Source organism: Arthrobacter sp. zg-Y179, from assembly GCF_020907345.1.
Lineage (GTDB): Bacteria > Actinomycetota > Actinomycetes > Actinomycetales > Micrococcaceae > Arthrobacter_B > Arthrobacter_B jinronghuae.
Genome location: NZ_JAJJOB010000014.1, coordinates 147,175 through 161,449, shown reverse-complemented (window position 1 = coordinate 161,449; position 14,275 = coordinate 147,175). Strand labels below are relative to the sequence as shown.

The following is a 14,275-nucleotide window of genomic DNA, read 5'->3' as shown; positions in this document are numbered from 1 at the left end:
GCTGACTCGATCGGGAATGCAAGGCATGGTCCAGGTTCCATACGAGCGCTGGTAAGTCCGGCTCCGGCACCCCGCCCCGTCCGGCACAATGGTGTCCATGCGCGCTGCCTTCCCCTCCGCCCCCGCCGAATCCCTGGATCCGCGGGCCCGCAGGATGCTGGTGTTCGAAATCCTGATTGTGCTGGGGCTTTCGCTCGGCAGGTCCGGGGTTTACGCCGTCGTCGAACTCATTGAAAAGGCCACCGAAGCGCCGCTGGGCGACCAGACCACCACGCTGAATCCCGTCCTCGATGATCGGCCGTACTTCGACCTGGCGTACCAGCTGCTGGGGATCTTCTTCTCCCTGCTGCCGGTGGCGCTGGTCCTGTTCCTGCTGACCGAACCGGGGAAGTCCGCGTTCCGCCGGATCGGTTTCACCTTTGCCCGGCCGCTTCGGGACTTCGGCCTGGGGGTTGCCCTGGCAGCGGTCATCGGTATCGGCACGCTTGGCGTCTACGCCGCAGGGCGGGCCCTGGGCATTACCACCGCACTGGTCCCGGCAGCCCTGGACACCTACTGGTGGACGCTGCCGGTGCTGATCCTCTCGGCCATGCGGCACGCCGTACTGGAGGAAGTCATTGTGGTCGGCTATCTGTTCCTGCGGCTGCGGCAGCTGGGCTGGGGGACGCCGGCGATCATCCTCACGAGCGCCCTGATCCGGGCCAGCTACCACCTGTACCAAGGGATCGGCCCCGGTATCGGGAACTTCCTGATGGGCCTGCTCTTTGGCTATGCCTACTACAAGACGCGCCGGGTGATGCCGCTGGTGATCGCGCACGCGCTGGTGGACATTGCCGGGTTTGTCGGGTTTGCGCTGTTCGGTTCCGCCATCGGGATCGGCGACTGAGCGGCGGGCATCCCAACCAAGAGGCACATAGGATGGCCCGGTGACACTGATGACCCCGTGGGGCGCAGCCCTGGACCCCGAATCCGTCCTGCCGGAATACCCCCGACCCCAGCTGGCCCGCGACAGCTACCTCAATCTCAACGGCTACTGGCAGTACGCCATCACCGGCGCGCATCGGGAGCAGGCGCCCGGGGACTGGGACGGACGCATCCTGGTGCCGTTCTCACCCGAGGCGCCGCTGTCCGGGGTGAACCGGCACCTCCAGCCGCAGCAGCTGCTCTGGTACCGGCGGACGGTGACACTGCCGGAGGGGTTCGCGGGGGAGCGGGTACTGCTGCACTTCGGTGCCGTGGACTCGAGCTGCCGGGTCACGGTCAACGGCATTCCCGTGGGCGGGCACGACGGCGGCTACCTGCCGTTCTCCCTGGACATCACCGACGCGCTGGCTGCGGGTCCGGCCGGCGATTTCCCCGGCGGCCAGCACGAAGTAGTAGTCCGGGTCCGGGACCTGAGCAACACAGGTTCCGCCAGCCGCGGCAAGCAGACCCTGGACCGGGGAGGCATCTGGTACACCGCACAGTCCGGGATCTGGCAGACGGTCTGGCTGGAAGCGGTGCCGCAGGCGAGCATTTCCCGGCTGGTTCTGGTGCCGGATCTTACCTCGGTCACTGCCACCGTCCTGGTCGACGATCTCCGCTCCGCCGCGGACAGCACTGACCTGCAGGCGGAAGTCACCGTGTCCGCGGGCGGGCAGCATGTGGCGGCCGCCGTCGTCGTTCCCGGAACCCCGGTGCGGATCCCGGTTCCGGATCCGCACCTCTGGTCCCCGGAGAACCCGTTCCTTTACGACGTCACCGTGCGGCTGCTTACGGACGGCAGGGAAACCGACCGCGTGCGCAGCTACACGGCGCTGCGGACCGTAGGCACGGGGCCCGACGACGCCGGGCACCTGCGGCTGCTGCTGAACGGGCGGCCGTATTTCCACGCGGGCCTGCTGGACCAGGGGTACTGGCCGGACGGGCTGTACACCGCGCCGTCGGACGAGGCCCTGGCCTCCGACATCCGTGCGGCGAAGGACCTGGGCTTCAACATGCTGCGCAAGCACATCAAGATCGAACCGCTGCGCTGGTACTACCATGCCGACCGGCTGGGCATCCTCGTGTGGCAGGACCTCGTCAACGGCGGCACGGCCTATAAGCACGCCGTGGTCACTGCTCCCGCGGTGGGTGCAGCGCACCGGTCCGACGACGACTACGCCGCGTTCGGGCGGGCCGACGAGCAGGGCAGGGAACAGTTCCTGGCCGAACTGCACGGCACGGTGGAACTGCTGGGCAACAGCCCGTCGATAGTGGTGTGGGTGCCGTTCAATGAAGGATGGGGCCAGTTCGATGCCAATGCCGTCGCCGACCTGCTTCGGAGCCTGGACCCGACCCGGACCATCGACCACGCCAGCGGCTGGCACGACCAGGGCGGGGGAGACCTCAAAAGCGTGCACGTGTACTTCGTGCCCTTCCGGCTGCGGAAGAGCTGGCTGGCCGGGTCCCGTGCAGTGGTGCTGTCCGAATACGGCGGGTACAGCCTGAGGGTCCCCGGGCACACCTTCAACGACAAGGCGTTCGGCTACCGGCGGTTCCGGTCCCGGCGTGCACTGGCCCGGGCCTACGAGCGGCTGCACCGGCGGCAGGTTGAACCTGCGGTTGCCGGCGGGCTGGCCGCCACCGTGTACACCCAGCTCACCGACGTCGAGGACGAGGTCAACGGACTGCTGACCTATGACCGCCGGGTGGTGAAGATCGACGCCGGCCTGGTGCGGGGACTCAACGCGGGGCTTCGCCGGGCTGCTGGGGGCTGAAGGTCCTGAGGGGTTTTGCTGCCGAGTTGCTTGGATCGATCCCTGCAGGTTGTCGGTATCCCTGAAGGTTGTCCGATTCCCTGCACCGCGCGGAGCTGGGATTGCCACAGACCGCAGGGATCCGGACAAATCGGAGGGAAATCAGCGGCGCCGGGAACGGGGGAGCCCAGCGCGGACCAAGCGTTGCACCAAGGACTCCGGGTGCTGTGCCTCTTTGGCGATATCTTCCCAAGACCAGCGAACGAAACTGACCCCTGTTTCACGGATGGCATCTTCGCGTCGTTTCTCCTGACGCAGTGTGTCCCACGAAGGGGCAAGGGCTGCATCGCCCCGACCGTATTTCACGGCGCCGTCAAACTCCCCAACGAGCCTCTGCTCTCGCCAATAAAAGTCGACCCGGAAGCGGCCAGCAGAGGTGTTGAATTGTTGCTGGAGCTCGGGCGGAAGAAAGCGCTGCCTGTGAATGGCGGCCCGGGAATAGGACTCGCCCGCCGACTCGGAGCGTGCATCGGCGAAGTCGATTACCTGTCGAGCACGCAGCCGCTTTACCTGACTGGGCAGGTTCCCGGCTGTTTCCCGCAGATGGTCCTTTCCAAGGGGAGGCAAACCACGAACAGGATCCGCCCGAAGCACGTGGTCCATGGCGGGAACCGCATGCTCGAAAGGGAGATAGGCAGCCATGTCCAAAACGGTCTGCGCCCGGGACGTCAGGGGCACCTCTTCCAAGGCAGTGAGCGGTTCCAACAACTGACGCTCAACCCAGTGGAGCCCACCACGGCGCTGGCCATGAATGGGAGGTGCGGCCAACAGCAGAACCTCAGCAGAGTTTCCAATGACGGGCAGCCCCCACATGACGGCAGCAGATTGCTGGATAAGGATACGCTGACCGTGCCCCTGTTCCACGGCTGCCCGGATTCGCACCCGTTGCTGTTCCCAGGGCGAAAGGTGCTGCCACTCTTCCGCCTGCACGTAGACCCCGGCACGGAGGCGGATCAGCTGACCGGACCGGCAACTCGAGGCTAAGGCACGGCGGTCGGTACCGTGGGCTTCAGCATCGGCTGTGAAAATGAGCTCCGGATCCATGGGCTCAAAGGTGGATGGGTAACCGCGGACCCGCGAGGGTATGCCTCCCTTTTGTGGACAAACCTCATTGTGGACAAACCTCGGACGCCTCGGCCTGGCACGGCCCTGCGGTTTGTAGCGAGCCCGCCGGTTTGTGGGGCCGGCGGGCACTGCAAAGCCCTGCGGTTTGTGACATTTCCTGCGCCGCGCGGTGTAGGGAATCGTACATACCGCAGGGATACGGACAGAGTGCAGGGACGTACCGCGGGGAACTGGACAGACCGCAGGGATACGGACGCACCGCTGGGACAAACCGCAGGAAACCCCCGAACGTGCAGGAAAACCCCAAACCGGCAGCAAAATCCCAGACCGGCAGAAGAAACCGCAGTGCTAGATCTCGACAGGACCGTTCGCAGTGTCGAAGGTGACGGACATGATGCCCGGTGTACCCGCCGGTGCAATCCACGTGACATCCACGTTCTCCAGCGGCTTCTCCACGGGATGGCCCAGCCAGTCGGTGACGCGTGCAGCGGAGCCGGCAATGGTCAGGGACTTCAGCTTCACCGATCCCGGCATCCCGGGAATGGCGTTGGAGGGGTGCAGCTCGTCGGTGCCGTCATCCCAGCGGAGCAGATAGGGCACCTGCGGATCGGCAATCAATCCGTTGATGCCGATCTGCCGCCAGGTCAGCTCCTGGCCGTCGGGGAACTTACGGTTGCCCGGCACGGAGGCCCGGCCGAGGCGTTCCTCGAAGGGGGAAAGATCGTCAACGGCAACACACCAGCCCATCCATCCGCCGCCGCATTCGGAGCGCTGGCGCACGGCCTGGCCGAACGGGGCCTTGTCCGACGCCGGGTGGTTCAGGACCTCCACCACCTCGACGTACTGGTTGTTGGCCAGGGGCAGGATCATATTGCGGGTACCGAATCGGGGGTGGACGCCACCCTTCACGTAATCGGCGCCGAGAGCAGCAGCAATCCTCTCGGTGGTGGCCAAAAGACCGTCGGATTCACAGGCATAAGAAACATGGTCCAAGCGCATGCGGCCCATTGTGGCACGTTGTGATACGCGTCTCGACCAAGGGAAGCCTAAGTGCGGAATGTTCCCTGCCGCAGCGCCGAATCAGGGCCCAAAAGCTCCGGTATTTCACGTTGCGTCATAGAGGTTGCGCGACGGCGGCATATCGGTTTCCATAGGTGCAGGTCATGAGTGCCAGCAGATAGCCCCGGCTTGCTGGCCGGCAACCCTCCAACCGCGGTGGGGTGCCCCGGGTGAAGACCTGGCCGTACGCCAAACGGGCGTCCGGCAAGCGCGGGTCCCACAGCCCCACCGTAATCAGGTGCACCATCCGGCGTACCCGGATGCACCCCGGCGGCGTTGTGCGGCCCCTGGTTTGAGGGAGCATCATGAGTGCAGATTGGTCATTTGAAACCCGCCAGATCCATGTAGGCCAGGAGCCCGACGCCGTCACCGGCGCACGTGCCCTGCCGATCTACCAGACCACGTCCTTCGTTTTTCCGAGTGCAGAGGCGGCCGCCAACCGGTTTGCCCTGGCCGAACTGGAACCGATCTACACCCGGATCGGCAACCCCACTCAGGAGGCGGTGGAAAACCGGATCGCCTCCCTTGAAGGCGGCGTCGGAGCCCTGCTGCTCGCGTCCGGGCAGGCGGCCGAAACCTTCGCGCTGCTGAACCTGGCGCAGGCCGGCGACCATGTGGTCGCCAGTCCCAGCCTTTACGGCGGCACCTACAACCTCCTGAAGCACACCCTGAAACGGTTCGGCATCGAGACCACCTTCGTGCAGGACCCGGACAACCTGGACCACTGGCGCGACGCCGTCCGGCCCAACACCAAGGCCTTCTTCGGCGAGGTGGTCTCCAACCCCCGGCAGGATGTCCTGGACCTGGAAGGCATCAGCGCCGTGGCCCACGAGGCGGGCGTACCGCTGATCGTGGACAACACGTTGTCGACGCCGTACCTCATCCGTCCGATTGAATGGGGAGCCGACATTGTGGTCCACTCGGCCACGAAGTACCTCGGCGGGCACGGGACTGCCATTGCCGGCGTCATCGTCGATTCGGGCAACTTCGATTTCGCCGCCGATCCGGAGAAGTTCCCCGGGTTCAATACCCCGGACGAAAGCTACAACGGGCTCGTCTACGCAAGGGACCTGGGCGTCAACGGAGCCCTCGGCGCGAACCTAGCCTTCATCCTCAAGGCGCGGGTGCAGCTGCTGCGGGACCTCGGGTCCGCGGTGTCGCCGTTCAACGCGTTCCTGATTGCCCAGGGGCTGGAAACGCTGAGCCTGCGGCTGGAGCGGCACGTAGCCAACGCCGTTGCCGTAGCGAACTGGCTGGAAGGGCACGACGACGTCGTGTCGGTTGCGTACGCGGGGCTGGAGTCCAGTCCGTGGTTTGAACGCGGCCGCAAATACGGCCCGCGCGGCACCGGCGCCATTGTCTCCTTCGAGATCGAGGGCGGCATCGACGCCGGCAAGCGTTTTGTGGACGGACTGGAGCTGCACTCACACGTGGCCAACGTCGGAGATGTCCGTTCCCTGGTGATCCACCCGGCGTCGACCACCCACAGCCAGCTGGGTGCCGAAGCGCAGCTGGCCGCCGGCGTCAGCCCGGGACTGGTCCGGCTCTCGGTGGGCATCGAGCACATCGATGACATCCTCGCGGACCTCGACGCGGGGTTCCGGGCCGCCAAGGGAGCGTAGCTTCCGTGCCCCGGCACCCGGCTCCGCAGCGCGAGTCGCTGCAGACGCCGCTGCAGCACCCCGCCGAAAAGGACGGGGTGCTGGAGTACGCCTCCATCGGCGGACTGGAACTGGAAACCGGCGGGTACCTGCCCGACGTCGTACTGGCCTACGAGACGTGGGGGCAGCTGGACCCGGACGCCGGCAACGCCGTGCTGATTCCGCATGCGCTGACCGGCAGCACCCACGTAGCCCGCGGGAGCAGCACCGAACCGGGCTGGTGGGAGGAGTTTGTGGGTCCGGGCCGGACCGTGGACACTAACCGGTACTTCGTGGTCTCGATCAACATGCTGGGCGGTTGCTACGGCTCCACCGGGCCTGCCTCGGCTGACCCGGACGGATTGCCCTGGGGATCACGGTTTCCCTTCGTCACCGTGAGGGATTCGGTCCGGGCGGAGGCGCGGCTGGCGGACCGGCTGGGCATCGCCAGATGGCATACCGTGCTGGGCGGTTCGCTCGGGGGAGCGCGGGCGCTGGAATGGGCGGTGACCGAGCCGGACCGGGTGCTGCACTGCGGGGTAATCGCGGCAACCGCAGCCAGCACTGCCGAGCAGATCGCGTTTGCCCAGGCGCAGCTGGCCGCTATCCGCCTGGATCCGGCTTTCAACGGAGGGGACTATTACAACGGCACACCTCCGCTGGCCGGCCTGGGACTGGCCCGCCGGATCGCGCACATTACCTACCGGTCCGAACCGGAACTGGAATACCGGTTCGGGCGCTCCCCGCAGGCTGCCGAAGACCCCTTCGGGGCGGCCTACCCGGCCGGAAGGGGCCGCTACTCCGTGGAGAGCTACCTGGATCACCAGGCCCGGAAGCTGGCCGACAGGTTTGATGCCAACAGCTATCTGGTGCTCACCGAAGCCCTGGTCAGCCACGACGTCGCCCGGGGCCGGGGAACCCTGCGTGCGGCGCTCGCAGGCACGACGGCGGACTTCTTCATTGCCGCGGTGGAATCGGACCGGCTTTACCTTCCCCAGCAGTCGGCGGATCTGGCAGCGGCCCTTCCCCGGGGAACGCAGGTGCATCTCATCCGGGCGCCCATCGGGCACGACGGTTTCCTGACCAGCGTCCGGGAGATTTCCGGTGCCTTGAAACGGGAGGTGTTCGGGTAGGCAGGCGGACAACAGGGGCCTACCCCTTGTCCGCCGCGGCAATTCGTGGGAGAACATTCCCCATGGCAGATCGGATCTCGCTTTCCGGCCGGGCGCAGTGCACCCCGGAGGTTCTCTGGCACGTGCTCGTGGATAACCGGGCGTCCTGGTGGCCGGACATGGACTTCGCTGCGCATCCGGGGGCGCCCCTGAGGGAACGGTGGAGCGAGGACGGAGTGGAGCACACAGCCACCGGCACGGTGCTGGCCGTCGCTCCCGGACGGCTGCTTTCCTTCCGCTGGACGGCGCCCGAATGGGGCGCCTACACCGTGGTCAGCTTCGAACTGACCGATGAGATAGACGCCACGGGCGTAGCGGTGACGGAAAGCGGCTTTGCGGCGCTCGACGCCGGAGCGGGCGCCGAACTCTCCGCAGCCCACCGGGAAGGGTGGGCGTTCCACCTGGCGAACCTGATTGAGCAGGCCGAAAAAACCGACCAGGCACAGGAGGCGGGCGGTTCCTGAAAAAACAGCTCTAGTCGGCTGACCCCTGCGGCATCCGCTGCCCGAACATCGGGCCGGCCTCGGGACGTTTGGCGGAGATCCCGTCGCCCGAGGACTGGTGCCGCACCCGGCGGACCACCCACGGGAACAGGAATTCGCGGGCCCAGACCATGTCTTCGGAGCGGGCCGTCCGCCAGTTCTTCGCGGGCAGCGGCTTGGTTTCCAGCGGCTGCAGTGAATGCGGCACCTGCAGGGTATCCAGCACCATGGCGGCAATGGTGTGGTGTCCCAGCGGAGAGAAATGCAGGCGGTCCGGAGCCCACATCTGCTGATCATTCAATTCGCGCAGTGCCCACATGTCGGCAATGATGACGCCGTGCCGGTTGGCTATGGTCCGCAGGTTTTCGTTGTAGATCGCCGCCCGGCCCCGGACGCCGCCCAGCACGGGGGTGCTCCCGAGGTCCGGGCCGGTGAACAGGACAACTCCGGCACCTGATCCGCGCAGCCGGGCAACGGCGCCGTCCATGCGTTCGGCCAGCCGGTCCGGATCGCCGCCGGGGCGGATCACGTCGTTGCCGCCTGCGCAGATGGTGACCAGATCCGGTTTCAGGGCAAGGGCCGGCTCGAGCTGCTCGTCGATGATCTGGTTCAGCAGCCGTCCCCGGATGGCGAGGTTCGCGTAGGCAAAGTCGGGCTGTCCCGAAGCCAGTTCCTCCGCCACCCGGTCCGCCCAGCCGCGGTTGCCGCCCGGACTGTCCGGATTGGGATCGCCGATGCCTTCGGTAAAGGAATCGCCCATGGCCACGAACCGGGACCAGAGGTGCAGCGGCCGCTGCTCCTGCCGGAAATCGGGGGCGGAAACGGCTTCGGGCAAAGAATTTGTACTCACCGGTCAATACTTGCAAACCGGCCCTCGGCTACGCGACCGTAGGTTGTAAATACCGGCATGCCAGAATAAAAGCATGACGAAATCCGCGTGGAATCCTGTTGTCCTCTGGCCCAAACCCGAAGCTGAAAGGGCGGGTACCCCGCTGCTGGTCCTCTTCCACGGATACCTGGCCAATGAAGAGGACCTGATGGGACTGGCCGATTACCTGCCCTCGGACTTCACCATCGCCTCGGTCCGGGCGCCGCAGGCCTCCGGGCCGGGCTACACCTGGTTCCCGCTGATGAGCGACGCCGATTACTCAGTGGACGCAGTGGTGGACTCCGTGGCGGACGTCGCCGCGTGGCTCGACACCGTTCGGGAAGGTCACACCAGCGTGAGCCTGCTGGGCTTTTCGATGGGGATGGCCGTGGCCACCACCCTGATGCGGCACCGTCCGCAGGACTTCGCCGCCGTCGTAGGGCTGTCCGGTTTTGTGGTCCCTGCGCAGGACAACCCGTTCTTCCACGACGACGAACTGCAGCCGGGCGGCATGCAGTTCTTCTGGGGCCGAGACCAGGCTGACCCGGTGATCGACGCGCCGCGGATCGAATACACCCACGCCTGGCTCAATGCCCACACCGCGCTGACCAAGATCCTTTACTCCAACATGGGCCACGGCATCAATATGCAGGAGCTGGGCCATGTGAAGGAGTTCCTGGTCCATACGGTGCTGCGCGCCAACACCCGCGCGAACTAGCCCTCGCGGGTAATCCGCACCGTCTCGCCGTTGACGGAGACCAGGTCGCCGGCATGAAGCTGGCGGCCGCGGCGCTCTTCAATGTCGCCGTTGACCTTAACCATGCCGTCTTCGATCAGCTGTTTGGCCTGGATACCGTCCTCGGCCAGATTGGCAAGCTTGAGCAGCTGGCCCAGGCGGATCATTTCGTCGCGGATGGGAAGGTCTTGGGCATCGGAAGAACTCATGCCTCCATTCTGCCCGACTTTCCCGCCGCGCCCACCGCGGCCGCCGCCGTCCGGCCCGCGCTGTTTCCAGTTGTAGGGTAGTCGGGTGCCAAATGCTGTGCGGATGTCCCCGCTGATCGGTCTGCCCCTGTCCCTGCTCGCCGGGGTTGCCATCCCGTCCCAGGCCCGCGTCAACGGCGCCCTGGGGGAACGGCTCGACGACGGCCTGGCCGCCGCGCTGGTCAGCTTCCTGGTCGGGCTGGTGGTTATGGTCGGCATCAGCCTTGCCCTGCCCCGCGGCCGCGCCGGCGCCGGGCAGCTGATTCCCGCGCTGCGGGAACGGCGCTTCCCGCGCTACTACGTCCTGGCCGGCATGATCGGCGGCTACTTCGTGCTGTCCCAGACCCTGACCGTCGCCGTCCTGGGCGTGGCAGTGTTCACCGTCGCCGCCGTCGCCGGGCAGACCCTCACCGGGCTGGTGGTGGACCGGCTCGGCATCGGTCCGGCCGGCAAAAAGGCCCTGACCGTGATGCGCGTGGTGGGCGCGGTCCTGACCATTGCGGCCGTGGCCTGGGCCGTCAGCCCCAAGCTCGGCGCCGGGGGCGAGCCCTCCGAATGGCTCCTGCCGGTATTGCTGCCCCTGACCGCGGGCATGCTGATGAGTTTCCAGCAGGCCATGAACGGCACCACGGGCATGCATTACGGCACCCCCATCACCGCCACGCTGGTGAACTTCATTTCCGGCACCGTCCTGCTGGCCGTGATGTGGGGGATCAAGGTTGCGGTTTCAGGACCGGGCAACCCCCTGCCCGGCGAGTGGTGGCTGTACCTGGGCGGGCCGCTGGGATGCATCTTCATCGGCGTCGGCGCCCTGCTGGTGCGCAGCTTGGGCGTCCTGCTGACCAGCCTCGGGCTCATCGGCGGGCAGCTGATCGGCTCGCTGCTGCTGGACATTGTCTTCCCGGCGCCGGGCTCCGTGGTGGTGGCGGCAACCGTGCTCGGCACGTTGCTGACGCTGCTTGCCATCGTGCTGGCCACGCTGCCGTGGAACATGCCCGGCGGCGGCCCGTTCCGCCGTCGTCGTACCGGCCGGACAAACACCTGATCCCGCCCTGCGCTGAACCCGGAAAACGCCGCCAATGCGGCCCCGGTAGGTCAGCAGGGCATCGCCGCCTTAAGCTGGTAGTTGTAGCTTTGCCCGGGCGGCTCAGAATCGTGCACCCTTTTTGCGGTGGTGCGGATGCCCCAGGGACACCAGAAGAGGACCGCACCCAGCGGCCCTCTCGACACGAAAAGAACGGCGGTACCATTCCATGGCTTCGACCAAATCCAAGCTGGATCCCATCATCTCCCTGGCCAAGCGCCGGGGGTTCGTCTTCCAGTCGGGAGAGATTTACGGCGGGTCCCGGTCCGCATGGGATTACGGTCCCCTGGGTGTCGAACTCAAGGAAAACATCAAGAAGCAGTGGTGGCAGCACATGGTCCGCGGCCGCGACGACGTCGTCGGGCTGGATTCCGCCGTTATCCTTCCGCGCCAGGTCTGGGAAGCATCCGGACACGTTGAGGTGTTCTCGGATCCGCTGGTGGAGTGCCTGAGCTGCCACAAGCGCTACCGGGCCGACCACCTCGAAGAGGCCTACGAGGAAAAGAAGGGCCACGCCCCCGAAAACGGCCTGGCCGACATTGCCTGCGCCAACTGCGGCACCAAGGGCCAGTGGACCGAGCCGCAGGAATTCTCCGGACTGCTCAAGACCTTCCTCGGCCCCGTGGCCAATGAAGAAGGCATGCACTACCTGCGCCCCGAAACCGCGCAGGGCATCTTCGTGAACTTCAACAACGTGCTGACCACTTCGCGCAAGAAGCCGCCGTTCGGCATCGGCCAGATCGGCAAGAGCTTCCGCAACGAAATCACGCCGGGCAACTTCATCTTCCGCACCCGCGAGTTCGAGCAGATGGAAATGGAGTTCTTCGTCGAGCCGGGCACGGACGAGGAATGGCACAAGTACTGGATCGAAAACCGGTTCAACTGGTACACAGAACTGGGCATCAACCCGGAGAACCTGCGCCTCTTCGAGCACCCGCTGGAAAAGCTCAGCCACTACTCCAAGGGCACCACTGACGTGGAATACCGCTTCGGCTTCCAGGGCTCCGAGTGGGGCGAGCTCGAGGGCATTGCCAACCGCACCGACTTCGACCTCGGCACGCACTCCAAGCACTCCGGCACGGACCTGAGCTACTTCAACCAGGCCACGAACGAACGCTTCACCCCGTACGTGATCGAGCCCGCCGCCGGCCTGACCCGTTCCTTCATGGCGTTCCTCGTGGACTCCTACACCGAGGACGAGGCACCCAACGCGAAGGGAGGCGTCGACAAGCGCACCGTCCTGAAGCTGGATCCGCGCCTGGCACCGGTCAAGGCCGCCGTCCTGCCGCTGAGCCGCAACGAGGACCTTTCGCCCAAGGCCAAGGACCTCGCCGCACAGCTGCGCCGCAACTGGAACATCGACTTCGACGACGCCGGCGCCATTGGCCGCCGGTACCGCCGCCAGGACGAAATCGGCACCCCGTTCTGCATCACCGTCGACTTCGACACGCTCGAAGACCACGCCGTGACCGTGCGCGAACGCGACTCCATGGCGCAGGAACGCGTGAGCCTGGACAAGGTCGAGGGCTACCTGGCCGAACGGCTGATCGGCGCGTAATGGCTATTTCGTTCCGCGAATGGCGTGAAGATGACGATCTCAAGCTCAACCAGCTCTGGGGCGACCCGGAGAGTGCGCAGGCCGGACAGTTCCGTGCCGTGCTGCGTCCGTCCTCCAACGAGCCGTGGAGCCGCTGCATCGTGGCCGAAGACGACGGCATTCCGGTAGCCGCCGGCGTCGTTTACGAAACGAGCCTGCACCCGGACCGGCTGTGGGCCTACGTGGAGGTGGCCCGGGAAAACCGGCGCGCCGGCCTGGGCACCACCCTGCTGGACATGCTGCGCAAGGAAGCCGAGTCGGCGCCGTCGGGCGTAACCAAGCTGCGCGCGAAGGTGGAGCCGGGCACCCCGGCCGCCGCGTTCGCCGAAGCCGCCGGGCTCACCCCGATCCAGCGGTCCTGCGTAGTGCTGGTGGAACCGGGCAAGCTGAAGCTGCCCGTGTTCACCGACGACGGACCCCAGCTGGACGAGGCAGCCACCGGTTCGGTGGAACTGACCCAGTCAGTCACGCAGTTCTACAACGCCGTGCATGACTGGGACCGCGCCGACATGACCCTCGGCCGGGCCCAGCAGATGCTGCTCAACGACGCCACCGGAGCCTCCGGCGCCGTGGTGCTGCGGGATAAGCCGAAGAAGGACGGCGGAAAGATTGCCGCCTTCGCGGTGAGCTACACGCAGGAACGCACGGACGAACCCGCCGACGTGCTGGTCGGTTATGACACCACCCTGGACCTCGACGAAGCCCAGGCCGCGGTGGAGTCCCTGGTGGCCATGCTTGCGTACCAGTACCCGGTGCAGCTGGAAGTGGACGAGTCCATGACCGCAGTGGTCCGGGCCCTGGAACCGCTGATCAAGGCGGGCGTGGCCCGTCAGGTCGGCAGTGAAACGCTGATCCTCAGCGACTAGCCTTTCTAGGCAGAACGAAAAGAGGCGGCCCCGCGATATGCGGGGCCGCCTCTTTTGCGTCGTGTCCTTTGCCTCGTGGCTCAGGCCTGCAGCCGCCCGGACAGGGCGTACAGCACGGCTGCGGCCACGTCTTCCACGGAGCGTTCCGGATCGAACACCAGCCAGTCGAGCGCACCCATCAGGGTGGCACCGAAGACGCTGCCCGCAATCAGGGTCAGCCGGTCGGAACCGCCGTCGGGAAGGCCGTCGGGCCCGCCGGTCTGACGGATGGGCTCCACGAACTCGGCCAGCGCCTCCTGCCGCAGCAGGTGCAGGGAACGCTGCCAGGTGCGGTCGGTGCGCAGGATCTCCGCGGCCATGAGCTTGGCCAGGGCCCGGTTTTCGGACAGCAGTTCCAGCAGGGCGCGGACCATCGACTCGATGGCCTGCCAGCCGGTCAGGCCGCTGCGCGCATTCCGGAGGCACTCGGTCAGGGTGCCCACACCCTCCAGCAGGAGCTGCTCGAAGAGCTTGTCCTTGGAGGAGAAGTTGTAATAGAGGCTGCCTTTGGCCACCCCGGCCCGTTCGGCCACATCATCCATGGTGGTTCCGGAGATGCCGTTGGCGGCGGCCAGGTCCAATGCGGCGTCGAGTATGGCGCGCTTGGTGCCGGATTCGCGAGGCATGCGGCAATGAGTCCTT

Annotated in this window: 14 protein-coding genes and 1 riboswitch; of the genes, 9 read left to right on the top strand and 5 right to left on the bottom strand. The window is 66.3% G+C overall.

The genetic code is table 11. From position 1 onward, the window contains the following. Window positions 1–97 precede the first annotated feature (97 nt). Entirely contained in the window at window positions 98–886 is a 789-nt protein-coding gene (locus LOC56_RS15890; protein WP_229953229.1) for a CPBP family intramembrane glutamic endopeptidase, read from the top strand. A gap of 49 nt (window positions 887–935) precedes the next feature. Next, entirely contained in the window at window positions 936–2,738 is a 1,803-nt protein-coding gene (locus LOC56_RS15885; protein WP_229953281.1) for a glycoside hydrolase family 2 protein, read from the top strand. Window positions 2,739–2,879: 141 nt separating this feature from the next. Here the strand turns inward: LOC56_RS15885 and LOC56_RS15880 are convergent, their stop codons facing one another. Both LOC56_RS15880 and LOC56_RS15875 read right to left on the bottom strand, forming a co-directional pair. After that, window positions 2,880–3,821: an endonuclease domain-containing protein gene (locus LOC56_RS15880; RefSeq protein WP_229953227.1), complete on the bottom strand. Its 942-nt coding sequence runs from the start codon at window positions 3,819–3,821 to the stop codon at window positions 2,880–2,882. A 369-nt stretch (window positions 3,822–4,190) separates the two neighbouring features. Then, a complete protein-coding gene (locus LOC56_RS15875; protein WP_229953226.1) occupies window positions 4,191–4,841 on the bottom strand; it encodes a VOC family protein in 651 nt (216 codons plus the stop codon). Window positions 4,842–5,001: 160 nt separating this feature from the next. Further along, window positions 5,002–5,118, top strand: a riboswitch (SAM riboswitch). 88 nt (window positions 5,119–5,206) lie between these two features. Here LOC56_RS15875 and LOC56_RS15870 point away from each other — a divergent pair. The 3 genes from LOC56_RS15870 to LOC56_RS15860 all read left to right on the top strand — a co-directional run bounded on the left by LOC56_RS15870 (window position 5,207) and on the right by LOC56_RS15860 (window position 8,177). Beyond that, window positions 5,207–6,523 (top strand): bifunctional o-acetylhomoserine/o-acetylserine sulfhydrylase, encoded by a 1,317-nt coding sequence (locus LOC56_RS15870; protein ID WP_227924411.1) that lies wholly within the window; start codon window positions 5,207–5,209, stop codon window positions 6,521–6,523. Window positions 6,524–6,561: 38 nt separating this feature from the next. Next, window positions 6,562–7,674: a homoserine O-acetyltransferase MetX gene (gene metX, locus LOC56_RS15865; protein WP_229953280.1), complete on the top strand. Its 1,113-nt coding sequence runs from the start codon at window positions 6,562–6,564 to the stop codon at window positions 7,672–7,674. A gap of 62 nt (window positions 7,675–7,736) precedes the next feature. Continuing rightward, the gene (locus LOC56_RS15860; RefSeq protein ID WP_229953225.1) at window positions 7,737–8,177 is read left to right on the top strand and encodes an SRPBCC domain-containing protein; all 441 of its coding nucleotides are present in this window, start codon (window positions 7,737–7,739) and stop codon (window positions 8,175–8,177) included. A 10-nt stretch (window positions 8,178–8,187) separates the two neighbouring features. Here LOC56_RS15860 and LOC56_RS15855 read toward each other — a convergent pair whose 3' ends face one another. Continuing rightward, entirely contained in the window at window positions 8,188–9,030 is an 843-nt protein-coding gene (locus tag LOC56_RS15855; RefSeq protein WP_442860119.1) for an SGNH/GDSL hydrolase family protein, read from the bottom strand. 88 nt (window positions 9,031–9,118) lie between these two features. On the opposite strand from LOC56_RS15855, the gene LOC56_RS15850 reads away from it, so the two are divergent. Next, window positions 9,119–9,781 (top strand): alpha/beta hydrolase, encoded by a 663-nt coding sequence (locus LOC56_RS15850; RefSeq protein WP_229953224.1) that lies wholly within the window; start codon window positions 9,119–9,121, stop codon window positions 9,779–9,781. Here the strand turns inward: LOC56_RS15850 and LOC56_RS15845 are convergent. After that, window positions 9,778–10,008 (bottom strand): RNA-binding S4 domain-containing protein, encoded by a 231-nt coding sequence (locus LOC56_RS15845; RefSeq protein ID WP_229953222.1) that lies wholly within the window; start codon window positions 10,006–10,008, stop codon window positions 9,778–9,780. The genes LOC56_RS15850 and LOC56_RS15845 overlap by 4 nt on opposite strands. Window positions 10,009–10,093: 85 nt before the next feature. Here LOC56_RS15845 and LOC56_RS15840 point away from each other — a divergent pair, with 85 nt between their 5' ends. The 3 genes from LOC56_RS15840 (at window position 10,094) to LOC56_RS15830 (ending at window position 13,594) form a co-directional block, all read left to right on the top strand. Next, window positions 10,094–11,092, top strand: a complete 999-nt coding sequence (locus LOC56_RS15840) for a DMT family transporter (RefSeq protein WP_229953221.1) — start codon at window positions 10,094–10,096, stop codon at window positions 11,090–11,092. A 208-nt stretch (window positions 11,093–11,300) separates the two neighbouring features. After that, window positions 11,301–12,689: a glycine--tRNA ligase gene (locus tag LOC56_RS15835; protein WP_229953220.1), complete on the top strand. Its 1,389-nt coding sequence runs from the start codon at window positions 11,301–11,303 to the stop codon at window positions 12,687–12,689. Continuing rightward, window positions 12,689–13,594: a GNAT family N-acetyltransferase gene (locus LOC56_RS15830; protein ID WP_229953219.1), complete on the top strand. Its 906-nt coding sequence runs from the start codon at window positions 12,689–12,691 to the stop codon at window positions 13,592–13,594. The genes LOC56_RS15835 and LOC56_RS15830 overlap by 1 nt, the downstream gene beginning before the upstream one ends. Before the next feature lie 80 nt (window positions 13,595–13,674). Here the strand turns inward: LOC56_RS15830 and LOC56_RS15825 are convergent, their stop codons facing one another. After that, window positions 13,675–14,259, bottom strand: a complete 585-nt coding sequence (locus tag LOC56_RS15825; RefSeq protein ID WP_229953218.1) for a TetR/AcrR family transcriptional regulator — start codon at window positions 14,257–14,259, stop codon at window positions 13,675–13,677. Between the last annotated feature and the right edge of the window lie 16 nt (window positions 14,260–14,275).

Excerpts from the sequence above, each read along its gene's own strand:
- LOC56_RS15825 (WP_229953218.1), bottom strand. The coding sequence starts at position 14,259 with ATGCCTCGCGAATCCGGCACCAAGCGCGCCATACTCGACGCCGCATTG.
- LOC56_RS15830 (WP_229953219.1), top strand. The coding sequence starts at position 12,689 with ATGGCTATTTCGTTCCGCGAATGGCGTGAAGATGACGATCTCAAGCTC.
- LOC56_RS15870 (WP_227924411.1), top strand. The coding sequence starts at position 5,207 with ATGAGTGCAGATTGGTCATTTGAAACCCGCCAGATCCATGTAGGCCAG.
- LOC56_RS15875 (WP_229953226.1), bottom strand. The coding sequence starts at position 4,841 with ATGCGCTTGGACCATGTTTCTTATGCCTGTGAATCCGACGGTCTTTTG.
- LOC56_RS15885 (WP_229953281.1), top strand. The coding sequence starts at position 936 with ATGACCCCGTGGGGCGCAGCCCTGGACCCCGAATCCGTCCTGCCGGAA.
- LOC56_RS15880 (WP_229953227.1), bottom strand. The coding sequence starts at position 3,821 with ATGGATCCGGAGCTCATTTTCACAGCCGATGCTGAAGCCCACGGTACC.
- LOC56_RS15850 (WP_229953224.1), top strand. The coding sequence starts at position 9,119 with ATGACGAAATCCGCGTGGAATCCTGTTGTCCTCTGGCCCAAACCCGAA.
- LOC56_RS15845 (WP_229953222.1), bottom strand. The coding sequence starts at position 10,008 with ATGAGTTCTTCCGATGCCCAAGACCTTCCCATCCGCGACGAAATGATC.
- LOC56_RS15860 (WP_229953225.1), top strand. The coding sequence starts at position 7,737 with ATGGCAGATCGGATCTCGCTTTCCGGCCGGGCGCAGTGCACCCCGGAG.
- LOC56_RS15835 (WP_229953220.1), top strand. The coding sequence starts at position 11,301 with ATGGCTTCGACCAAATCCAAGCTGGATCCCATCATCTCCCTGGCCAAG.
- LOC56_RS15890 (WP_229953229.1), top strand. The coding sequence starts at position 98 with ATGCGCGCTGCCTTCCCCTCCGCCCCCGCCGAATCCCTGGATCCGCGG.